The sequence below is a fragment of the Streptomyces sp. NPDC055966 genome, from assembly GCF_042269865.1.
GTDB lineage: Bacteria > Actinomycetota > Actinomycetes > Streptomycetales > Streptomycetaceae > Streptomyces.
Genome location: NZ_JBHJYK010000014.1, coordinates 261,590 through 283,050, shown reverse-complemented (window position 1 = coordinate 283,050; position 21,461 = coordinate 261,590). Strand labels below are relative to the sequence as shown.

Annotated in this window: 21 protein-coding genes; 8 read left to right on the top strand and 13 right to left on the bottom strand. The window is 71.5% G+C overall.

What is annotated here, in order from left to right; all coding sequences use genetic code 11:
• Nucleotides 1-61 precede the first annotated feature (61 nt).
• The 4 genes from ACFC8N_RS28790 to ACFC8N_RS28775 all read right to left on the bottom strand — a co-directional run bounded on the left by ACFC8N_RS28790 (nt 62) and on the right by ACFC8N_RS28775 (nt 2,701).
• A complete protein-coding gene (locus ACFC8N_RS28790; RefSeq protein WP_376290982.1) occupies nt 62-301 on the bottom strand; it encodes a chaplin in 240 nt (79 codons plus the stop codon).
• Nucleotides 302-481: 180 nt separating this feature from the next.
• A complete protein-coding gene (locus ACFC8N_RS28785; protein WP_356031093.1) occupies nt 482-727 on the bottom strand; it encodes a chaplin in 246 nt (81 codons plus the stop codon).
• A gap of 194 nt (nt 728-921) precedes the next feature.
• Entirely contained in the window at nt 922-1,563 is a 642-nt protein-coding gene (locus ACFC8N_RS28780) for a response regulator transcription factor (protein WP_356031091.1), read from the bottom strand.
• Nucleotides 1,556-2,701 carry a GAF domain-containing sensor histidine kinase gene (locus ACFC8N_RS28775; RefSeq protein ID WP_356031090.1) on the bottom strand — a complete coding sequence of 382 codons (1,146 nt, stop codon included), beginning with the start codon at nt 2,699-2,701 and terminating at the stop codon, nt 1,556-1,558. The genes ACFC8N_RS28780 and ACFC8N_RS28775 overlap by 8 nt, the downstream gene beginning before the upstream one ends.
• A 668-nt stretch (nt 2,702-3,369) precedes the next feature.
• On the opposite strand from ACFC8N_RS28775, the gene ACFC8N_RS28770 reads away from it, so the two are divergent.
• Entirely contained in the window at nt 3,370-4,095 is a 726-nt protein-coding gene (locus tag ACFC8N_RS28770; protein ID WP_376290980.1) for a transglycosylase SLT domain-containing protein, read from the top strand.
• Between the two features lie 83 nt (nt 4,096-4,178).
• Here the strand turns inward: ACFC8N_RS28770 and ACFC8N_RS28765 are convergent, their stop codons facing one another.
• Nucleotides 4,179-6,773, bottom strand: a complete 2,595-nt coding sequence (locus ACFC8N_RS28765) for an FHA domain-containing protein (RefSeq protein ID WP_362818855.1) — start codon at nt 6,771-6,773, stop codon at nt 4,179-4,181.
• Between the two features lie 262 nt (nt 6,774-7,035).
• Here ACFC8N_RS28765 and ACFC8N_RS28760 point away from each other — a divergent pair, with 262 nt between their 5' ends.
• Together ACFC8N_RS28760 and serB are read left to right on the top strand one after the other, a co-directional pair.
• The gene (locus ACFC8N_RS28760; RefSeq protein WP_376290977.1) at nt 7,036-8,940 is read left to right on the top strand and encodes a streptophobe family protein; all 1,905 of its coding nucleotides are present in this window, start codon (nt 7,036-7,038) and stop codon (nt 8,938-8,940) included.
• Between the two features lie 156 nt (nt 8,941-9,096).
• Entirely contained in the window at nt 9,097-10,320 is a 1,224-nt protein-coding gene (serB, locus tag ACFC8N_RS28755) for a phosphoserine phosphatase SerB (protein ID WP_356031083.1), read from the top strand.
• 82 nt (nt 10,321-10,402) lie between these two features.
• Here the strand turns inward: serB and ACFC8N_RS28750 are convergent, their stop codons facing one another.
• From ACFC8N_RS28750 to ACFC8N_RS28735, 4 genes are all read right to left on the bottom strand, one after another.
• Nucleotides 10,403-10,921 (bottom strand): histidine phosphatase family protein, encoded by a 519-nt coding sequence (locus tag ACFC8N_RS28750; protein WP_356031082.1) that lies wholly within the window; start codon nt 10,919-10,921, stop codon nt 10,403-10,405.
• A 78-nt stretch (nt 10,922-10,999) separates the two neighbouring features.
• Entirely contained in the window at nt 11,000-11,206 is a 207-nt protein-coding gene (locus ACFC8N_RS28745; protein WP_376290973.1) for a hypothetical protein, read from the bottom strand.
• 182 nt (nt 11,207-11,388) lie between these two features.
• Complete coding sequence (locus ACFC8N_RS28740; RefSeq protein WP_256255592.1) at nt 11,389-11,508, bottom strand: SGM_5486 family transporter-associated protein; 120 nt, start codon at nt 11,506-11,508, stop codon at nt 11,389-11,391.
• Between the two features lie 117 nt (nt 11,509-11,625).
• A complete protein-coding gene (locus tag ACFC8N_RS28735; RefSeq protein WP_376290970.1) occupies nt 11,626-13,002 on the bottom strand; it encodes a CynX/NimT family MFS transporter in 1,377 nt (458 codons plus the stop codon).
• An 82-nt stretch (nt 13,003-13,084) separates the two neighbouring features.
• Between ACFC8N_RS28735 and ACFC8N_RS28730 the strand changes: the two genes are divergently transcribed.
• Nucleotides 13,085-13,777 (top strand): FadR/GntR family transcriptional regulator, encoded by a 693-nt coding sequence (locus tag ACFC8N_RS28730; RefSeq protein ID WP_356031077.1) that lies wholly within the window; start codon nt 13,085-13,087, stop codon nt 13,775-13,777.
• On the opposite strand, the gene ACFC8N_RS28725 is transcribed toward ACFC8N_RS28730, so the two are convergent.
• The 3 genes from ACFC8N_RS28725 to fabG form a co-directional block, all read right to left on the bottom strand.
• Nucleotides 13,755-14,105 (bottom strand): hypothetical protein, encoded by a 351-nt coding sequence (locus ACFC8N_RS28725; protein ID WP_362818864.1) that lies wholly within the window; start codon nt 14,103-14,105, stop codon nt 13,755-13,757. The two genes, ACFC8N_RS28730 and ACFC8N_RS28725, sit on opposite strands and share 23 nt — an antisense overlap.
• Nucleotides 14,106-14,312: 207 nt before the next feature.
• Nucleotides 14,313-15,080: an enoyl-ACP reductase FabI gene (gene fabI, locus ACFC8N_RS28720; RefSeq protein WP_356031074.1), complete on the bottom strand. Its 768-nt coding sequence runs from the start codon at nt 15,078-15,080 to the stop codon at nt 14,313-14,315.
• Between the two features lie 5 nt (nt 15,081-15,085).
• Nucleotides 15,086-15,790, bottom strand: a complete 705-nt coding sequence (gene fabG / locus ACFC8N_RS28715) for a 3-oxoacyl-[acyl-carrier-protein] reductase (RefSeq protein WP_356031073.1) — start codon at nt 15,788-15,790, stop codon at nt 15,086-15,088.
• A gap of 249 nt (nt 15,791-16,039) precedes the next feature.
• Here fabG and ACFC8N_RS28710 point away from each other — a divergent pair, with 249 nt between their 5' ends.
• The 3 genes from ACFC8N_RS28710 to tyrS are packed head-to-tail and all read left to right on the top strand — an operon-like array spanning nt 16,040 to nt 20,279.
• On the top strand, nt 16,040-17,563 hold the full coding sequence (locus tag ACFC8N_RS28710) for a TldD/PmbA family protein (protein ID WP_362818866.1): 1,524 nt from the start codon (nt 16,040-16,042) through the stop codon (nt 17,561-17,563).
• The gene (locus ACFC8N_RS28705) at nt 17,560-18,954 is read left to right on the top strand and encodes a metallopeptidase TldD-related protein (protein ID WP_376290965.1); all 1,395 of its coding nucleotides are present in this window, start codon (nt 17,560-17,562) and stop codon (nt 18,952-18,954) included. Before ACFC8N_RS28710 ends, ACFC8N_RS28705 begins: the two co-directional genes overlap by 4 nt.
• Nucleotides 18,955-19,010: 56 nt before the next feature.
• Nucleotides 19,011-20,279: a tyrosine--tRNA ligase gene (gene tyrS / locus ACFC8N_RS28700; protein ID WP_356031068.1), complete on the top strand. Its 1,269-nt coding sequence runs from the start codon at nt 19,011-19,013 to the stop codon at nt 20,277-20,279.
• 96 nt (nt 20,280-20,375) lie between these two features.
• On the opposite strand, the gene ACFC8N_RS28695 is transcribed toward tyrS, so the two are convergent.
• A complete protein-coding gene (locus tag ACFC8N_RS28695; RefSeq protein ID WP_356031067.1) occupies nt 20,376-20,657 on the bottom strand; it encodes a GlsB/YeaQ/YmgE family stress response membrane protein in 282 nt (93 codons plus the stop codon).
• Between the two features lie 241 nt (nt 20,658-20,898).
• Between ACFC8N_RS28695 and ACFC8N_RS28690 the strand changes: the two genes are divergently transcribed.
• Nucleotides 20,899-21,288 (top strand): DUF3099 domain-containing protein, encoded by a 390-nt coding sequence (locus ACFC8N_RS28690; RefSeq protein WP_356031065.1) that lies wholly within the window; start codon nt 20,899-20,901, stop codon nt 21,286-21,288.
• Nucleotides 21,289-21,461 lie beyond the last annotated feature (173 nt).

The following is a 21,461-nucleotide window of genomic DNA, read 5'->3' as shown; positions in this document are numbered from 1 at the left end:
CGCGAAGGGCTCCCCCGGGCGGCGGTGCCGGGGGGAGCCCTCTGCCGTGGTCAGCCGGTCGTCAGAGGTTGGCGGCGCCGTTGTGGAAGGCCGGGTTCAGGGCGCCGATCACGTTGCCGCTGTTGCCGACCGCGTTCACCGGGACGTGCACCGGCAGCTGACCGAGGTTGCCGGCGATGACGCCAGGAGACTTCACGGCCGCTCCTTGGGCGCCGGCGTCCGCGGCGGCGACACCGGCGGACGCGCTCGCGGCGATACCGGCGAGGGCCACGGCGAATACGGCCTTCTTGGCGATGTTCATGGGGCGGGTACCTCCTGCGTGTGCTGGTACGACCCGGCCGTGGATCGTGCGTTGCCCAACGGCGAAGGCCCCGAAGGGGTACGGCCGCGGCGGTTCGAGGGCCCGTTCGGTGCAGTCGCACGACAAACTGAAAGGCCTCCCGGTGCACACGGGAGGCCTGTGGTCAGTGTTCGGCAGGACTCAGTGGTTGACGCCGAGGTTGCCGAAGGCCGGGTTCAGCGCGCCGATGACGCTCACGCTGTTGCCGACCGCGTTCACCGGGATGTGCACCGGCACCTGAACGACATTGCCCGAGACGACACCCGGGGAGCCCTGGGCCTCGCCGGAGGCCTGGGAGCCACCGTGGGCGGAGGCCAGGCCCGCACCGGCCGCCACCAGACCACCGGCGGCAATCGTCACGGCCGCTGCCTTCTTCAGGTTCTTCACTTTCCAACCCCTCCTAGGCGTTCACCACGGCGGTTCGCCGCGGCACGCACTGGAGAACGGCGTGGCGCGCCGGAGGATGCGCCAGCCGGGTGACATTCCCACGACGGTATGAATCTCAGTCCGGAACATGACCCTTGAGGTTGCCGTGCGTGACGGCCGTGGTGGCGTGGCGGGGAGACGCCGGAGCGGGCGTTTCAGCCGCTCACACCGTGGCGCACGGCCCACAGCGCCGCCTGGGTGCGGTCGGCGAGGTCGAGTTTCATCAGGATGTTGGAGACGTGGGTCTTGACGGTCTTCTCGGACAGGACGAGGGCGCGGGCTATCTCGCGGTTGGAGCGGCCGTCCGCGATCAGGCCGAGCACCTCGCTCTCCCGCTCGGTGAGCGAACCTCCTCTGCCCTGGCCGGAGTTGGAGTCCTCCTGGGAGAGCAGCGCGCCCGCGACCTCCGGCTGCAGCAGGACGTGGCCGGCGTGCACGGAGCGGATGGCGCCGGCGAGCGCGTCGGGGTCCACGTCCTTGTAGACGTACCCGGCGGCGCCCGCGCGCAGGGCCGGGACGACCGTGCGCTGTTCGGTGAAGCTGGTGACGATGAGCACGCGTGCGGGGTTGGCGAGTTCGCGGAGCTTGCGCAGCGCCTCGATGCCGTCCATGCCCGGCATCTTGACGTCCATCAGGACGACGTCCGGGCGCAGTTCCTCGGCGCGGGCGACTCCCTCGGCGCCGTCGGCGGCCTCGCCGACCACCTCGATGTCGTCCTGGACCTCCAGGAAGGTGCGCAGGCCCCGGCGGACGACCTGGTGGTCGTCGACGAGCAGCACCTTGATCGGGTCAGCCACCGGGGACCTCCAGCTCGATCGTGGTGCCCTTGCCGGGCACCGATTCCACGGTCAGTGTGCCGCCGACCCCGCTCGCCCGGTCCCGCATCGAGACCAGGCCCAGATGCCGGCCGGCGCGGCGGACGGCCTGCGGGTCGAAGCCGGTGCCGTCGTCGCTGACGCGCAGCGCGGCGCCGGCGCCGCGCCGGTCCACGCTCACCGCGACGCGCTCGGCGCCGGAGTGGCGCAGCGCGTTGTGCAGGGCCTCCTGGGCGACCCGGAGCAGTGCCTCCTCCTGGGCCGCGGGCAGGGCGCGGAAGCCGGTGCTGGTGAAGGTCACGCGCGCGGTGTGGGCGCGGTCGAGGACCTGGGTCTGGGTGCGCAGGGTGGCGATCAGGCCGTCCTCGTCGAGGGCGGCGGGGCGCAACTCCACGACGGCGGCGCGCAGTTCGTCGACCGCCTCGGCGGCGAGCGCGGCGACCTGCTGGAGCTCGCCCTTCGCGCGCACGGGGTCGCGGTCGACCAGTGCGGCGGCGGCCTGGGCGGTCAGGCGCAGTGAGAAGAGCTTCTGGCTGACAGCGTCGTGCAGCTCGTGGGCGAGGCGGGAGCGTTCCTCGGCGATGGTGAGTTCGCGGCTGCGTTCGTAGAGCCGGGCGTTGGTGAGGGCGATGGCGGCGTGCTGGGCGAGGATGGAGAGCAGTTCCTGGTCCTCGGCGGTGAAACCGCAACTCCCCTCGGGCTTGGGGCAGTTCTTGTTCGCGAGGAAGAGGGCGCCGATGACCTCGTCGCCGTCGCGGATGGGCAGGCCCAGGAAGTCGACCAGGTCGGGGTGGGCGGTCGGCCAGCCCTCGAAGCGGGGGTCCTTGCGCACGTCGGCGAGGCGCTCGGGGCGGGCGTCGCGCAGCATCGCGGCGAGGATGCCGTGCTGGCGGGGCAGCGGGCCGATGGCCTTCCACTGGGCGTCGCTGACGCCGTCGACGACGAACTGGGCGAAGCCGCCGTGATCGTCGGGGACGCCGAGGGCGGCGTACTGCGCGTCGAGCAGTTCGCGGGCGGAGGCGACGATCGTCTTGAGGACGTCGCGCACCTCCAGGTGCCTGCTCATGGCCAGCAACGCGGCACTCACCGCGGCGAGGCCGGACCGGGGGCCTTCACTCATGTCCTCACGGTACCGGCGGGGTGTGACACCGCGGATCGGACCGCCGCCGCCCCGCCCCGGTCCCCTGGGCCTAGGACCGCCGGTCTGGGCCCAGCGGTGTCGCGCGGTGCAGAGCGGTCACCACGCGCGCGCGTACGGGCACGTGTGCGGGGACAGAGGCGGTGCTGCCGGGGCGGACCTGGTCGGCATGCCGGAGTGCCGGGTGCGGGTGGTGGACGGGCTGCCGACCGGGCTGCACGGGCCGCGGGCGACCGCGCCTACGAGGAGAGGCTGACCGGGCTCTACCTGTGGCACGAGTGCGGCGCCGTCGCTCTCGTCCTCCAGGAGGAGAACCCTCACGCATAGCGTTGCGAGGGCAACTCCTCGTGAGAATTCCGCGGATGCGATGTGAGCCCGCGCATAGGGTCCACATCACGTACGAAGGGACATAGGAGATAAACCTTCCCCGCGCGAACGGGAAAGACGTTCCAGTCTGTCCGGTTTTGCCCTTCGCGCCTCCACTACCGGGGATCGTAGGTCACACCTTTGCCTGCACATTTTGCGCCAGCTAAGAATTGCTCTCGTCGCTCAGCGCCGTGGTCCTGAGGCCCGCGGCGTTCGTGCGGGAGGAACCGATTCCCCCGGCGGACGCAGGAGCGACCTCCGCGCTCACGAGAGGTCCATCAGCCATGCCCAAGAACGTTCTCACCCGAGTTCATACCCGCGCCCTGACCAAGCAGGGCAAGATCGCCGTCGCCGGTGTCGCCGCTCTGGGCACCGCCGCCCTCGCCTTCTCGGCCGCCCCCGGCCACTCCGGCACCGTCACCGGCGCCCCGGCCGCTCACGCCCAGGTCGCGGGCAGCAGCACGGCGCTGAAGAACGTCAAGGGCACGGTCACCGACCAGGCCGCCACCGACACGGTCAAGCTCGACCGCATCGCCGCGCAGAAGAAGGCCGACGAGGCCGCCGCGGCCAAGAAGGCCGCCGACCAGGCCGCCGCGAAGAAGGCCGCCCAGGACCGCGCCGCCTCCCAGGCCGCGAACCGCTCCGTCCAGCGCCCCCAGATGGAGACGGTCGCCGCCACGAAGACGTACGCCAACAACCTCGACGGCTGGATCCGCGAGTCCCTGGACATCATGCGCTCCAAGGGCATCCCCGGCTCCTACAACGGTCTGTACCGCAACATCCTCCGTGAGTCCTCGGGCAACCCGATGGCCATCAACAACTGGGACATCAACGCCATCAACGGCATCCCCTCCAAGGGTCTGCTCCAGGTGATCCAGCCCACCTTCAACGCGTACCACGTGTCGGGCACGTCCTGGGACATCTACAACCCGGTCGCCAACATCACCGCCGCCGCCAACTACGCGGCGCACCGTTACGGCTCGATGGACAACGTCAACAGCGCGTACTGAGGCCTGGCGCGGACCTCAGCTACGTAAGCCGAAGGGCGGCACCCCGGAAACGGGGGCCGCCCTTCGGTGTCGTACGGGCGCGGTTACTTGCGCATGACCTCCGGCTCGTGGCGGCGCAGGAAGCGGGCCACGAAGAAGCCGCAGATCACACCGAGCGCGATCAGCGCGATCATGTCCAGGGTCCAGGCCCCTGCCGTGTGGTTCCACAGCGGGTCGGTGCTGGACGGGTTGTCGGTGTTCGGGGAGATGTTGTTGAAGTCCAGCGTGGCGCCGGCCGCGGCCACCGCCCAGCGCGACGGCATCAGGTACGAGAACTCGTTGACGCCGAGCGTGCCGTGCAGGGTGAACAGGCAGCCGGTGAAGACGACCTGGATGATCGCGAACATCACCAGCAGCGGCATGGTCTTCTCGGCGGTCTTCACCAGCGAGGAGATCACCAGGCCGAACATCATCGAGGTGAAGCCGAGCGCCATGATCGGCAGACACAGCTCGAACAGCGTCGAGCCGCCGAGCACCACGCCCTGGTCCGGGATCGTCCGGCTGGCGAAGCCGATCACGCCGACCAGCAGGCCCTGGAGCACGGTGACGGCGCCGAGCACGACCACCTTGGACATCAGGTACGCCGACCGGGACAGACCCGTCGCGCGTTCCCGCTCGTAGATGACCCGTTCCTTGATCAGCTCGCGGACCGAGTTCGCGGCGCCCGCGAAGCACGCGCCGACGGCGAGGATCAGCAGCACCGTGGTGGCCGTGCCGTTCGGGATGTGCGCGCCGGTGATCTTGTTGATCATCGGGTTCACCAGCAGACCCCGCTTGTGGTCGATCAGGAGGCTGACCGAGCCGAGCACCGCGGGCAGGATCACCGTCAGCGCCAGGAAGCCCTTGTCGGAGACGATCACCGACACATAGCGCCGGATCAGGGTCAGCAGCTGCGAACCCCACGGCTGGGGCTTCGGCGGCCTGATGGCCTGCATCGGAGGCATGTGCTGTACGGACTGCGGGGCCGCCGCGTCGACGTCCGCCGCGTACATCTGGTAGTGCTGCGAGCCCTTCCAGCGGCCCGCCCAGTCGTAGTCGCGGTAGTTCTCGAAGGCGGAGAAGACGTCGGCCCAGCTGTCGTAGCCGAAGAAGTTCAGCGCCTCCTCCGGCGGGCCGAAGTACGCCACCGCGCCGCCCGGCGCCATCACCAGCAGCTTGTCGCACAGTGCCAGCTCGGCCACCGAGTGGGTGACGACGAGGACGGTGCGGCCGTCGTCGGCGAGGCCGCGCAGCAGCTGCATGACGTCACGGTCCATGCCCGGGTCGAGACCGGAGGTCGGCTCGTCCAGGAAGATCAGCGACGGCTTGGTGAGCAGCTCCAGCGCCACCGAGACGCGCTTGCGCTGGCCGCCGGAGAGCGAGGTGACCTTCTTGTCCTTGTGGATGTCGAGCTTCAGCTCGCGGAGCACCTCGTCGATGCGGGCGTCGCGCTCCTGCGCCGTGGTGTCGGCCGGGAAGCGCAGCTTGGCCGCGTACTTCAGGGCCTTCTTGACGGTCAGCTCCTTGTGCAGGATGTCGTCCTGCGGGACCAGACCGATGCGCTGGCGCAGCTCGGCGAACTGCTTGTACAGGTTCCGGTTGTCGTACAGCACCTCGCCCTGGTTGGCGGGCCGGTAGCCGGTGAGCGCCTTGAGCAGGGTCGACTTGCCGGAGCCGGACGGGCCGATGACCGCGATCAGCGACTTCTCCGGGACACCGAAGGAGACGTCCTTCAGGATCTGCTTGCCGCCGTCGACCGTGACGGTCAGATGGCGCGCGGAGAAGGAGACCTCACCGGTGTCGACGAACTCCTCCAGCCGGTCGCCGACGATCCGGAAGGTGGAGTGGCCGACACCGACGATGTCGGCCGGGCCGAGCAGCACCGAGCCGCCCTTGGCGATCGGCTGGCCGTTGACGTACGTGCCGTTGTGCGAGCCGAGGTCGCGGATCTCGAAGCGGCCGTCGGGCGTCGAGTGGAACTCGGCGTGGTGCCGCGAGACCTGCAGGTCGGAGACGACCAGCTCGTTCTCCAGGGCACGGCCGATGCGCATGACGCGGCCGACCGCGAACTGGTGGAACGTGGTCGGGCTGCGGTCGCCGTAGGCCGGCGGCGCCCCCGCGCCACCACCGGGATGCGCTTGCGCGTACGGGTCGGCGGGCCCCGCCTGCTGCGGGAACGCCGACGCCTGCGGCTGCTGCTGCCACCCGGCCGGCGCGGCCTGCTGCGGCGTCGGCGCCTGCTGGGCCGGTGCCTGCTGCGGTACCGCTGCCTGCGGTGCGGCGGCTGCCTGCTGCGGGGCCTGCTGGGCCCAGCCCGGCGCACCGGCGCCCTGCGCGGCGTACGGCGCGGGCTGCTGCCGGCCCGCCGCGGCACCGGACAGATTCAGCCGCGGTCCGTCGGTCGCGTTGCCGAGATGCAGCGCCGTGCCCGGGCCGATCTCCACCTGCTGGATCCGCCGGCCCTGCACGAACGTGCCGTTGGTGCTGCCGTGGTCCTCGATGACCCAACTACGGCCGTCGAAACTGACCGTGGCGTGTCGCCAGGACACCCTGGCGTCGTCGAAGACGATGTCACCCTGCGGATCGCGGCCGAGGGTGTACGGCCTGGACGGATCCAGCGTCCAGGTCCGTCCGTTTGATTCCAGAACGAGTTCAGGCACTCCATGCCCCACTGAGTTGTCCCCCGAATTACCCCCATCGCAGGGAGTCTAGGGATGTCGAACATCGGGGGGAACTATTTCAGGCTCCGGCCCCTGACCGAAACCCGGGCCTTGTCACGAATGCGTCCGTGCGCTGCAACAGGCGCCGTTGACGGGGTTGAAATCCCCCCGGAGAGTGGTAATCCCGGCGAGGGGGACACGCGCGGCCGGGCCGTCGCGCCGCGGTTCGACGGGATCCGCCAGGAGGGGATCGGGGGCTGACATGAGGTCTGCCACGCGTGCCGGGACCGCACGGCGCGCCGGAAAGGTGCCCTGGGCCGACGCGCTGTTGTCCGCGATCGCGGCGGTGAGCTGGGCGCTGGCCGGGATGGCCGGCACGGCCGCGCTCGGGCTGCATCTGCTCCGGGCGGACGCGGCCGGCTCACTGGGCCCCATGACGGCGGCCGTTGTGGCACTAGGGGCGGGTGGTTCGGTCGTACCGTCGGGCGATGTGTCCGCTTTCGGACTCAAAGGCGAGGCGGCGCACGCGGCCATCGAGATCACGCCACTCGGGGTGAGCCTGGTCGGTGCCCTGCTGTTGTCGTGGTTCTTCCTACGGTCCTTACGCACGGCGGGAGTTGTGATCACGCCCGCCGAACTCCTCGCGCGTGCGGGCACGGTGGTCGCGCTCTTCGTCGCGCTGCTGGGCGGGCTCGCCTGGGCGGGGCACGACGTCATCACCGTGGACGGCGGCTCGCTCGGCACGGGCGGCCTGCTCGGCACGGGCGGCGCGGGCGGAAAGGGGGGCGGCGGGCTCACCCTGCCCGGCATCGGCGACGTGGGCGGACTGCTGCCGCACGGGATCGGCGGTCTGATCCACGCCCGGGCCGGCGTCGGTTTCACCGTGGACACCCCGGCCACGCTGCTGGGCGGCCTCGGCTGGTGCGCCGGCGTCCTGCTGCTCGCGCTGCTGGCCGCGCGCCGCGCGCCGCTGCCCCCGGGCTGGTCCGCCGTGCACCGGGTGGTCCGGCCGGCGGTCTCGGCGCTCGTCACCGTGCTCCTGCTGACCGTGGCGGCCGGGCTCGCGGCGGCGGTGTACGCGGCGATCGGCGACGACCATCCGCGCAGGATCGCCGGAGCGGCCCTGCTCGGCACCCCGAACGGCGTCTGGCTCGGCCTGCCCCTCGGCCTGTTCGTCCCCTGGGACGGTCACGCCACGGGGCTGCTCCGCGCCTTCCTCCCCCATCCGCTGGACCAGTTCCTCGGCACGACCGCCGACCGGCCGGTGACCCTGGATCGGCTGGCCGGCCTGGACGGCCGCGTGTGGCTGCTGGGGGTGGCGGCGGCCCTGGCGATGCTGCTGGCCGGCGTACTGACGGCGGTCCGTACGCCGGTGGCACGCCGGCCCGGCGAGGGCCACGAGGTACCGGCACCCGGTGGCGCTCCCGGTCGCGGGAAGACGCCACCCGGTGGCGCTCTCGGCCTGGCCGCCCGCTGTGCGCTGCGCCTGGCCGTCGTGACGGCGCTCGCTCTCCCGCTGCTCGCCCGGCTGACGGATGTCTCCGTGACCGCGTCCCTGTCCGTGCTCGGCTTCGACGCCTTCGGCGCGGGCATCGCCCTGCACGGGCACCTCGGCGCCGCGCTCCTGCTGGGGGCGGCGTGGGGGGCCGGGGCCGGGGCGACGGGAGCGCTGCTGGCGTGGGGCGCGGGGGCGGCGGGGTCCGGGGCGGTGTGGGCGGCTCGGGACGTCGCGGGGTGGGGGAACGGTGCGCAGGCGGGCGGGGGCGCGGGGTACGACGAAGAGGCGCGGCCGACGGGGCACGGCGACGGCGCGGGACCGTATGTGCCGAGCGTGCCGTACCGGCCGCCGAACCCGGACACCAATCCGTACCTGCGGGTGCCGGGGGAAGCGGGCGAGGAGCCGCAGGACGCACGGCCGCCGGGGGCCGCGGACGACGCGTCGCGGGCCGGGGGCGGTCCGCCGGGGGCTCAGGGCGGGACGTACGGCATGTACGGCGCACCGACCATCGACGGGCCCGTCGGCCCCGCTCCCCCGGGCTCTCGGCGCCGTCCCGCCCCACGGCCGGACGGCTCCTCGCCGGGGCCGGAGCGCACGCAGTGGCCACCGCCACCCCCGCCTCCCCTGCCACCACCGCCACCGCCGGGGAAACCGAAGCGCACGGGATGACCGGTGGCTCCGTCGCCCGGCCCGGCGCGGCGCTCTCGCCGCCGTCCTTCGTGTGGCGGCAAGATCCCTGACACCCGCCCGACATCCATTGTTCCGTGTCCGTCAGGCGGACCTCTGCGGCGCCGGGCACTGGGTGCCGGATACGGTGGTGACACCATGAGCGCTTCGCAGACCGCCGCTTCGCAGACCCCTGAGGCCCCCACCCTCCTCGTCAAGATCTTCGGCAAGGACAGGCCGGGCATCACGGCCGGGCTCTTCGACACCCTCGCCGCCTACCTGGTCGACGTGGTCGACATCGAGCAGGTCGTCACCCGGGGCCGGCTGGTGCTGTGCGCGCTGGTGACCCAGCCGCCGGCCGGTCTGGAGGGCGACCTGCGGGCCACCGTGCACAGCTGGGCCGAGTCGGTGAAGATGCAGGCGGAGATCATCTCGGGGCACGGCGACAACCGGCCGCGTGGTCTCGGGCGCTCCCTGGTGACCGTGCTCGGCCATCCGCTCACCGCCGAGTCGACGGCCGCCGTGGCCGGGCGGATCGCGAAGACCGGCGGCAACATCGACCGTATCTTCCGGCTCGCCAAGTACCCGGTGACGGCTGTGGAGTTCGCGATCTCCGGGGTGGAGACCGAGCCGCTGCGCACGGCCCTGGCGTCCGACGCGGCGGCACTGGGTGTCGACATCGCGGTCGTCTCGGCGGGCCTGCACCGGCGCGCCCAGCGACTGGTGGTCATGGACGTGGACTCCACGCTGATCCAGGACGAGGTCATCGAGCTGTTCGCGGCGCACGCCGACTGCGCGGACAAGGTCGCCGAGGTGACGGCGGCGGCGATGCGCGGGGAGCTGGACTTCGAGCAGTCACTGCACGCGCGCGTGGCGCTGCTGAAGGGGCTGGACGCCTCCGTCGTGGAGAAGGTGCGCAACGAGGTCCGGCTGACACCGGGCGCGCGCACCCTGATCCGCACGCTGAAACGACTCGGCTACCAGGTCGGTGTGGTCTCCGGCGGCTTCACCCAGGTCACGGACGATCTGAAGGAACGGCTGGGCCTGGACTTCGCGCAGGCCAACACGCTGGAGATCGTCGACGGGAAGCTCACCGGCCGGGTCACCGGCGAGATCGTGGACCGGGCCGGCAAGGCGCGGCTGCTGCGGCGGTTCGCCGCGGAGGCGGGGGTGCCGCTGTCACAGACCGTGGCGATCGGCGACGGTGCCAACGATCTGGACATGCTGAACGCGGCCGGCCTGGGCGTGGCCTTCAACGCCAAGCCGGTGGTCCGCGAGGCGGCGCACACGGCGGTGAACTTCCCCTTCCTCGACACCGTGCTGTACCTGCTGGGCATCACCCGCGAAGAGGTCGAGGCGGCCGACACGCACGACGAAGACTGAGCGGGCCCGCACAACGGCCCGCGTACGGAGAAGGGCCCGGTACCGCCCGCGCGGCGCCGGGCCCTTCGTCTTCCGCTCCGCGTCAGCTGTGCGGGGCCCAGAAGTCGACCAGCTTGGCCACGCCGTGCTCCACGGACTTCCAGGAGCCCTCGAAGGTGAGCACCGCGAAGGCGGCGGTCGGGAAGCCGGTGCGGTTCATCCGCGGGAGGCACTCGCCCTCGGTCTCGCCCGCGAGGGCGTCGGCGAGGGCGTGGATCCCGGGGTTGTGGCCGATCAGGACGAGGTTGCGCACGTCGTCCGGGGTCTCGTTGAGCAGGGCGATCAGCTCGCCCAGGGATGCCTCGTAGACCCGCTCCTCGTAGACGGTCCTCGGTCGCTCCGCGAGCTCGTGGACGGCGAGCTTCCAGGTCTCACGGGTCCGGGCGGCGGTGGAGCAGAGGGCCAGGTCGAAGGTGATCCCTGCGTCGGCCAGCTTGCGGCCCGCGACGGGGGCGTCCTGACGGCCGCGCTCGGCGAGGGGCCGTTCGTGGTCGGCTTCCTGGCCCCAGTCGGCCTTCGCATGCCGGAGGAGGACGATCTTGCGAGGTTCTTCAACGCTCATGAAACCCAGCTTCGCATGAAACAAGCCAGGTGGTGCAGGGAGTTGATGTGGGGGTTCACCCGCGCACGGGGCTCCGGATCAGCGCGCGAGGAGTTGCTGGGCGCGTTCGAAGAGGTGCGTGATCGTGGGGTCGCCGCCCGCCGCGTGTGCGTCCGACGGGTTCAGTATGAGCAGCAGCAGCGAGATGAACGCGAGCGCGGGCAGGGCGAGGGCCCACCAGGGCAGCCGGATGTCGACGCCGCTCGTGGGCGCCGCGTGGGGCCGGGAGTGGGTACGGGCCGACATGATCGCCTCCGCGGGTCTTCGAGCGGGTCCGTGACCGCCTCGCGCGGTCACCACTCGAAGCTACGGAATCCGCGTCCTGCGGCCCATCCGGAGATCCACCCACTTCACCCTGACCCTTACCCCCTAGGGGATGGTGGGGCCAGCCCCACCATCCGCCGGGACGGAGGGCCCGGGTGCGGCCCTCACGGGGAGGCGATGATCGCGATGACGGCGATGACGGCGAAGATGGCGAAGAACGAGCCGAAGACGATCAGCATCTTCTTCTGGCCGTTCTGCGGGTTCGGGTCGAGCACAGGCTGCATGCCGTCAGTCTCGCACCGGTTCCCCGCGCGCGTGCGGCCGGGGTGGTCCGCTCAGCGTGGCGCCGTGGCTGGGTGACTCCGTGGCTCCGGGGTGGCACGCGCGCGGGGGCGGTCCGCTCAGTGGGCCGCCGCCTCTTCCTCCACCGTGCGGTTGCGGCCCGCCAGGAAGCCGACCAGCATCTGCGGCACCATCAGGCCCGCCATGAGGGCGATCGGCAGCCCCCAGCCACCGCTCTGCTGGTAGAGCACGCCGACCAGCAGCGGGCCCGGAATGGAGATCAGATAGCCGGTGCTCTGCGCGAACGCGGACAGCTGGGCCACGCCCGCACCGCTCCGGGCGCGCATGCCGACCATGGTCAGGGCCAACGGGAAGGCGCAGTTGGAGATGCCGAGCAGCACCGCCCAGGCCCAGGCGCCGCCGGCCGGCGCGAGGTACAGGCCGGCGTATCCGGCGAGCCCGCACACACCGAGGACCAGCACGATCGGCCCCTGGTGGGGCAGCCGCGTGGCGACGCGCGGGATGACGAAGGCCAGCGGCACGCCCATCACCATGGTGACGGCGAGCAGCAGGCCGGCGGTGCCGGCCGCGACACCGGCGTCCCGGAAGATCTGCGCCATCCAGCCCATGGTGATGTAGGCGGCGGTGGCCTGGAGACCGAAGAAGACGGCGAGCGCCCACGCGGTGCGGCTGCGGGTGATGCGCAGGGGCACGGACTGCTCCTCGGCCGCCGCTCCGGCCGTGCGCGCCCGCTCCGGCCGCGCCTGCTCCGGCCGCTGCTGCCCGGGGGCGGCGCCGCGGTCGCGGACGAGCGGCAGCCAGGGCAGGACGGCGGCGGCCGCGAGGCCGGCCCACACGGCGAGGCCGGACTGCCAGTCGCCGCCCATCGCGTCCGTCAGCGGCACGGTGACCGCGGCGGCGAGGGAGGTGCCCAGGGCGAGAGCCATCGAGTAGAGACCGGTCATGGAGCCGACGCGGTCGGGGAACCAGCGCTTGACGATGACGGGCATGAGCACGTTGCTGACCGCGATGCCCATGAGGGCGAGCGCGGTGGCGGCCAGGAATCCGGCGGTGCCGCCGACGTACGGCCGTATCAGCAGGCCCGCCGTGATGGCGACCATGCCGGCGCAGACCACGGCGGCCGGGCCGAAGCGGCGGGCCAGGCGGGGGGCGGTGACGCCGAAGACGGCGAAGCAGAGCGGGGGCACGGAGGTGAGCAGACCGGCCACGCTGCCGCTCATGCCGAGCCCGTCGCGCACCTCCTCCAGGAGGGCGCCGAGGCTCGTGATGGCCGGGCGGAGGTTCAGTGCGGACAGCACGATGCCGAGGACGACCAGCCGCGTCGCCCACGCGCGCGTGCGGCCTGCGCCGGGGGGCGTCTCGGGGGTACTCGCCGCGGCGGCACCGCGTCCGGTGGACGACGTGGACGTGGATGACATCGCCGTACGCGTGTCCGCCGTCCGGGTTTCCGCTGTCCGGGTTTCCTCACTAGCCATGAGACCCATCATAGAATGATGGGATGATTGACTGTCCATTCCCGGGTCGTACGGACCCGGGCCCGTCGTGCGAAGGTGTGCCATGCCCCTGAGCCATCCGCGCCGTTCGGCGCTGTCCGAGCAGGTCATCGCCGAACTGCGCAACCAGATCACCTCCGGCGAGTGGCCCGTCGGCTCACGCATCCCGACGGAACCGGAGCTGGTCGAGCAGCTGGGGGTCGCCCGCAACACCGTCCGCGAGGCCGTGCGCGCGCTGGCGCACAACGGGCTGCTGGACATCCGGCAGGGCTCGGGCACGTACGTGGTGGCGACGAGTGAGCTGGCCGGGGTGATGCACCGCCGGTTCGCCGACGCCGACCCGCGGCACATCGCCGAACTGCGCGCCGCGCTGGAGTCGGCCGCGGCCAAGCTGGCCGCCGAGCGGCGTACCGAGAAGGACCTCAAGCACCTGGACGCGCTCATGCGGCGGCGCGAGGAGGCCTGGGAGACGGGCGAGGCGGAGGCGTTCGTGGCCGCCGACGCCACCTTCCACCTGGCCGTCGTGGCCGCCTCCCACAACGACGCCATGACGGCGATGTACGCCGACCTGGGCGAGGTCCTGCGGGACTGGCTGCGCGCGGACGTGGGGGCGGAGCTGACCCCGGAGACGCACATGGACCACACCCGGCTGATGGACGCGATCCGCAACGGCGACAGGGAGGCGGCCGCGACCGAGGCGGCGAGCTATCCGTTCCTGTGCCGCCCGGGCCGGTTCAGCGCTCCCTCTGGTGGCTGATCCAGACCGCGCGGACGGCCTTCCAGCACCGGCCCGTGAGCCGTACGGTCAGGGCGGGCGGGGTGTCCACCGGTGCGCTGTCGGTGCCGATGTCCCACCACTGCGCGCACTTGATGTGCAGGCGTACGCGGTCGGTGTCGACGTAGGGGTTGTGGCAGTAGGCCACCACGTGGGAGCCGTGGACGTCGGTCCGGCAGGCGGCGCCGAAGAGGTTCGGCGCGGGCGGCTTTCCGCCGTCCACGCGCGCGTAGGGCATCGCGTCGTACGGCAGACAGAGCACGAGGGCCACGGCCACGGTCACCGGAGCCAGGCGTCCGGGCAGGCGCACAAGGGGCCTCCTCTGCCGGGCCGGGGAGGATCGCGCGAGGTGAACGCGTAATCAGAGTGCGCCGTTGGGCGGTCCGGCCGCCCGACGGGTGGGCCGAACGGGTGACGCCGGCCGCCCCAGGGGCGTGCTCGTCCCGGATACGGCCGAGGCCCGCAGCCCCTTCAGGGGTGCGGGCCTCGGCCGCCTGCTACGCCTCAGCGGCGGCGGTCACGCGCCGATCGCGTGCAGACCGCCGTCGACGTGGATGATCTCGCCGGTGGTCTTCGGGAACCAGTCGCTCAGCAGGGCGACGATGCCGCGGCCGGCCGGCTCCGGGTCCTTCAGGTCCCACTCCAGCGGGGAGCGGGAGTCCCACACGGAGGCCAGGTCGGCGAAGCCCGGGATGGACTTGGCGGCCATGGAGCCGATCGGGCCCGCGGAGATGAGGTTGCACCGGATGTTCTGCTTGCCCAGGTCACGCGCCATGTAGCGGCTGGTCGCCTCCAGGGCGGCCTTGGCCGGGCCCATCCAGTCGTACTGCGGCCAGGCGTACTGCGCGTCGAAGGTGAGGCCGACGACAGAGCCGCCGTTCTGCATCAGCGGCAGGCAGGCCATGGTCAGCGACTTCAGGGAGAACGCCGAGACGTGCATGGCGGTGGCCACGGACTCGAACGGGGTGTTGAGGAAGTTGCCGCCGAGCGCGTCCTGCGGAGCGAAGCCGATGGAGTGCACGACGCCGTCGAGGCCGCCCAGCTCCTCGCCCACGACGTCGGCCAGCCGCGCGAGGTGCTCCTCGTTCGTCACGTCCAGCTCGATGACCTTGGTGGGCTTCGGCAGCTTCTTGGCGATGCGCTCGGTCAGCGTGGGTCGCGGGAACGCGGTCAGGATGATCTCCGCGCCCTGCTCCTGGGCCAGCTTGGCCGCGTGGAAGGCGATGGAGGACTCCATCAGCACGCCCGTGATCAGAACGCGCTTGCCCTCGAGGATTCCGCTCATGGTGATCAGTGACCCATTCCCAGTCCGCCGTCAACGGGGATGACGGCTCCAGTGATGTACGAGGCGTCGTCCGAGGCGAGGAACCGCACCGTCGCGGCGATCTCCTCGGGCTGCGCGTAACGGCCGAGCGGCACCTGAGACACGATGTTCTCGCGCTGCTCGTCGGTGAGCGCCTTGGTCATGTCGGTGTCGACGAAGCCGGGCGCGACGACGTTGAAGGTGATGTTGCGCGAGCCCAGCTCACGGGCGAGGGAACGCGCGAAGCCGACGAGGGCGGCCTTGGAGGCGGCGTAGTTCGCCTGCCCTGCCGAGCCGAGCAGGCCGACCACGGACGAGATCAGGACGACGCGGCCCTTCTTGGCGCGCAGCATGCCGCGGTTCGCGCGCTTGACGACACGGAAGGTGCCGGTGAGGTTGGTGTCGATGACCGAGGTGAAGTCCTCCTCGGACATGCGCATCAGGAGCTGGTCCTTGGTCACGCCGGCGTTGGCGATCAGGACCTCGACCGGACCGTGCTGGTCCTCGATCTCCTTGTAGGCCTGCTCCACCTGCTCCGGGTCGGTGATGTCGCACTTGACGGCGAAGAAGCCGGCCGGCGGTTCGCCCGAGCGGTACGTGATCGCGACCTTGTCGCCCGCGTCGGCGAATGCGCGGGCGATGGCGAGGCCGATGCCCCGGTTTCCTCCGGTGACGAGAACCGAGCGGCTCAACGGATCACCCTTTCGATAGCGGTCTGAAGCGTGGGGCCCACCCGCCCGAACACGTCGATGACAGGCGGCTTCATCGAAAACCTATCGGTAGCGCCGCGCGCTCGGGCAAGCGGGCACCGACAGTGGCACGGGGAAGTCCCTGTCGGATCCCTACAGAAAGGACCGGGACGGGACCGAAACCGTGTAGTCCCCGGGGGCGCGTCCACGACATGATCGGACCAGACAGGCCACGACAGCAGGGAGACCTCCGTGCCCCATTCCATCGACGAAGCCTTCACAGCGCTTCCCCTGCGCGCCCTCGCCGACGCCGCGCTGGCACGCGCGCGTGCGCTGGGGGCCGAGCACGCGGACTTCCGGTTCGAGCGGGTGCGCAGCGCGTCCTGGCGGCTGCGGGACGCCAGGCCCGCCGGCTCGTCGGACACCACCGACCTCGGGTACGCGGTCCGGGTCGTGCACGGCGGTACGTGGGGCTTCGCCTCCGGAGTCGACCTGACCCTGGACGCGGCGGCCAAGGTCGCCTCGCAGGCGGTGGCGATGGCCAGGCTGTCCGCCCAGGTGATCAAGGCCGCCGGGTCGACGGAGCGGGTGGAACTGGCCGACGAACCCGTGCACGCCGACAGGACGTGGATCTCGTCGTACGAGATCGATCCCTTCTCCGTGCCGGACGAGGAGAAGGCGGCGCTGCTGGCCGAGTGGAGCACGCGGCTGCTGGCCGCACCGGGCGTCAGCCACGTCGACGCCTCGCTGCTCACCGTGCACGAGAACAAGTTCTACGCCGATACGGCGGGGACCGTGACCACCCAGCAGCGGGTGCGGCTGCATCCGGAGCTGACGGCGGTCTCGGTGGACGAGTCCAGCGGTGAGTTCGACTCGATGCGGACCATCGCGCCGCCGGTCGGACGCGGCTGGGAGTACCTGACCGGTACCGGCTGGGACTGGGACGGCGAGCTGGAGCGGATCCCGGAGCTGCTCGCCGAGAAGATGCGGGCGCCGAGCGTGGAGCCGGGCCTGTACGACCTGGTGGTCGATCCCTCCAACCTGTGGCTGACGATCCACGAGTCCATCGGTCACGCCACCGAGCTGGACCGCGCCCTCGGCTACGAGGCCGCCTACGCCGGCACCTCCTTCGCCACCTTCGACCAGCTGGGCAAGCTGCGTTACGGCTCCGAGCTGATGAACGTCACCGGCGACCGCACCGCCGAGCACGGCCTCGCGACCGTCGGCTACGACGACGAGGGCGTCGCCGCGCAGTCCTGGGACCTGGTGAGGGACGGCACGCTGGTCGGCTACCAGCTGGACCGCAGGATCGCGAAGCTGACCGGGTTCGACCGCTCCAACGGCTGCGCCTACGCCGACTCCCCCGGGCATGTGCCGGTGCAGCGCATGGCCAACGTCTCGCTCCAGCCGGATCCCGCCGGGCTGTCCACGGAGGACCTGATCGGGAGCGTCGACCGGGGCATCTACGTCGTCGGTGACCGGTCCTGGTCGATCGACATGCAGCGGTACAACTTCCAGTTCACCGGGCAGCGCTTCTTCAGGATCGAGAACGGGCGGATCACCGGGCAGCTGAAGGACGTGGCGTACCAGGCGACCACGACGGACTTCTGGGGCTCGATGGCGGCCGTGGGCGGTCCGCAGACCTACGTCCTCGGTGGCGCCTTCAACTGCGGCAAGGCACAGCCCGGCCAGGTGGCGGCCGTGTCGCACGGATGTCCTTCCGCCCTCTTCAAGGGCGTCAACATTCTGAACACCACGCAGGAGGCCGGTCGATGAGCGCCCGCAGCAACAAGCCGCACGAGGTCGTGGAGCAGGCGCTCGCGCTGTCCCGGGCCGACGGCTGTGTCGTCATCGCCGACGAGCACTCGACGGCCAACCTGCGCTGGGCGGGCAACTCGCTCACCACCAACGGCGTGACGCGCGGCCGTACGCTCACCGTGATCGCGACCGTGGCCGGCAAAGAGGGCACGGCCTCGGGTGTCGTGTCCCGGTCGGCCGTCACGGCGGACGAGTTGGAGCCTCTGGTGCGGGCCGCCGAGGCCGCCGCGCGCGGTGCCGGGCCCGCCGAGGACGCGCAGCCCCTGGTCGGCGGGGTGCCGGAGTCCCCCGACTTCACGGACGCGCCCGCCGAGACCTCCTCGGCGGTGTTCGCCGACTTCGCCCCGGCGCTCGGCGAGGCGTTCGCACGCGCCCGTGCGGGCGGCCGCGAGTTGTACGGCTTCGCCAACCACGAGCTGGTGTCGACGTACCTGGGCACGTCCACGGGACTGCGCCTGCGCCACGACCAGCCCACCGGCACGCTGGAGCTGAACGCCAAGTCGCCCGACCGGCTGCGCTCGGCCTGGGCCGGCCGTTCCACGCGTGACTTCAAGGACGTCGACCCGGCCGCCATGGACGCGGAGCTGGCCGTACGGCTCGGCTGGGCCGAGCGGCGCGTGGAGCTGCCCGCGGGCCGGTACGAGACCCTGCTGCCGCCGACGGCGGTCGCGGACCTGCTGATCTACCAGCTGTGGTCGGCGTCGGGCCGGGACGCGGCCGAGGGCCGGACGGTGTTCTCCAAGCCGGGCGGGGGCACGCGCGTGGGCGACAGGCTGAGCGGCCTGTCGCTGACGCTGCGCAGCGATCCGCACGAGCCGGGTCTGGAGTGCGCGCCGTTCGTGGTCGCCCACTCCTCGGGCGGCGACCAGTCGGTGTTCGACAACGGACTGCCGGCGCACACCACCGAGTGGGTCGGCGAGGGCGTGCTGAGGCATCTGACGACCACCCGGCACAGCGCGGCGCTGACGGGGCTGCCGGTCGCCCCGGCGCTCGGGAACCTGATCCTGGACGGCGGCACCGACCGCTCCCTGGAGGACATGGTCGCGGACACCGAGCGCGGGCTGCTGCTGACGTGCCTGTGGTACATCCGCGAGGTCGACCCGGCGACGCTGCTGCTGACCGGTCTGACCCGGGACGGCGTCTACCTCGTGGAGAACGGCGAGGTGACCGGGCAGGTGAACAACTTCCGGTTCAACGAGTCGCCGGTGGACCTGCTGGGGCGGGCCGCGGAGGCCGGGCGCACCGAGAAGACGCTGCCGCGCGAGTGGAGCGACTGGTTCACCCGGGCCGCGATGCCCGCGCTGCGCATCCCGGATTTCAATATGAGCTCTGTCAGTCAGGGCGTATAACCTCGTAGGCGGCAGTCGCTCGACTGCCCGAAGACCAGCAAGGAGATACGAGAACCGTGACGGACATCGTCGACGAGCTGAAGTGGCGCGGGCTCATCGCCCTCTCCACGGACGAGGACGCACTGCGCAAGGCGTTCGCGGACGGCCCCGTCACGTTCTATTGCGGCTTCGACCCGACCGCGCCCAGCCTGCACCTCGGCAACCTCGTGCAGATCCTGACGATGCGCCGCATCCAGCAGGCGGGCAACCGCCCGCTGGGCCTGGTCGGGGGTGCCACCGGTCTGATCGGTGACCCGAAGCCCACCGCGGAGCGCACGCTCAACGCACCCGAGATCGTCGCCCAGTGGGTGGAGCGGCTGCGCGCGCAGATCGAGCCGCTGCTGGACTTCGAGGGCCCGAACGCCGCGGTGATGGTCAACAACCTCGACTGGACGCAGAGCCTGTCGGCCATCGAGTTCCTGCGTGACATCGGCAAGTACTTCCGGGTCAACAAGATGATCGCGAAGGAGGCCGTCGCGCGGCGGCTCAATTCCGACGCGGGCATCAGCTACACCGAGTTCAGCTACCAGATCCTCCAGGGCATGGACTTCCTGGAGCTGTACCGGCGGTACGGCTGCACCCTGCAGACCGGTGGCAGCGACCAGTGGGGCAACCTCACGTCGGGCACCGACCTGATCCACCGGGTCGAGCCGCACGCCGTGGTGCACGCGCTCGGCACGCCGCTGATCACCAAGGCGGACGGCACCAAGTTCGGCAAGACCGAGTCCGGCACCGTGTGGCTCGACCCCGAGATGACGACGCCGTACGCGTTCTACCAGTTCTGGCTGAACGCGGACGACCGGGACGTCTCGAAGTTCCTGCGCATCTTCAGCTTCAGGTCCCGCGAGGAGATCGAGGAGCTGGAGCAGCAGACGCAGGAGCGTCCGCAGGCCCGGGCGGCGCAGCGCGCGCTCGCCGAGGAGCTGACGACGCTGGTGCACGGCGCCGGCCAGACGGCCGCGGTGATCGCCGCGAGCCGCGCCCTCTTCGGTCAGGGCGAGCTGGCGGAGCTGGACGGTGCGACGCTGGCCGCCGCGCTGTCCGAGGTGCCGCACATCCGGGTCACCGAGCTGGGCCCGGTGGTCGATCTGCTCGCGGAGGTCGGTCTGGTCGCCAGCAAGTCCGCCGCGCGGCGGACGGTGAAGGAGGGCGGTGCCTACGTGAACAACGCGAAGGTCGCCTCCGAGGACGCCGTCCCGGCGAAGGAGGATCTGCTGGACGGACGGTGGCTGGTGCTGCGGCGCGGGAAGAAGAACCTGGCCGCGGTGGAGGTTGTCGCCGGGTAGTGCCGTCGGGGCGCGGTGGTCTGCGGGCTGCGGCTGTGTCGTGGCGTGTCGCGCAGTTCACCGCGCCCCATTCGGGGTGCTTTCCACAGGGGGTTCTCAGGCTCTCTGGGCCTTCTTCTTCCCCAGCGTCGCCATGTAGAGGGCGTCCACCGCGGCCACGATGATGATCGCTGCCACGATCTGGAAGATGTGCCGGCTCCAGTCGATGCCCCGGGTCGCCGCGACGCCGAGTGCGCGGGCGACGGCGTTGCCCACGATGGCGCCGAGCATGCCGCAGATGGTGGTCAGCCACAGTGGACTGTGCTGCTTGCCCGGGATGACGGCCTTGGCGATGATGCCGAGCACGAATCCCACGATGATCGCCCACAACCAGCCCATGGCTGCCTCCTCGAACGGCTCGACGTGAGCATTAGGGCCAGTGTCGGCGGGTGGGCCGTACGGCGCATGTCGGGATCACCCGTGCGGGCGGTGCGGGGGCGTTGCCGCAGGCAGTGGGTGCCCCGGTCTCGTCGGTGACCCGGCCGCGGCGTACCGTGGAACGTGTCCCCGCCCGGTTCCCGGCCGGGTGCGGACGACGGCGGGCCGGGGAGAGTCCGATGCGGGCGGATGGTGGACTGTGATGCGGAAACAGCACGGCGGCGTCCAGGTGTTCCGGATCACCGGAGCCCGGACGGGCCTCGCCGAGGACGTGCGGGGCCGGCAGCGGCGGTACGTGATCTCGATGACCGTGCGCACGGTGTCGGTGATCCTCGCGGTCGCCCTGTGGAACGTCGAGCGGTACGTCGCCGTCGTGGCGCTGGTGCTCGGTGCGCTGCTCCCCTATGTCGCCGTGGTGATCGCGAACGCCGGCCGCGAGCGGCCGCCATCCCTGCCGTCGACGTTCGTGAGCATGCCGGCGAAGCCGATGATCACGCCGCCGCGCACCGAGGACACCCGGGAGCAGTCCGCCGCGGAGGGCGCCTCGGCGCGTCCGGCCGGCGCGCGCGGTGAGCGGCCCGACCCGATGTGACCCGCAGAGCAGTGGTGGAAGCGGAATTCGGCCCACCCATGAAGCTCAAGAAAAGCTCAGATCAATCGTGCAGTTCCGGTGCCGGGTCGTGGGGTACCCGTGACATACTGCGTACGCGCTCCGCATCCCCCGTCGGAGCGACGGACCGACGCCGGGCAGCTCCCCCCGTGGCT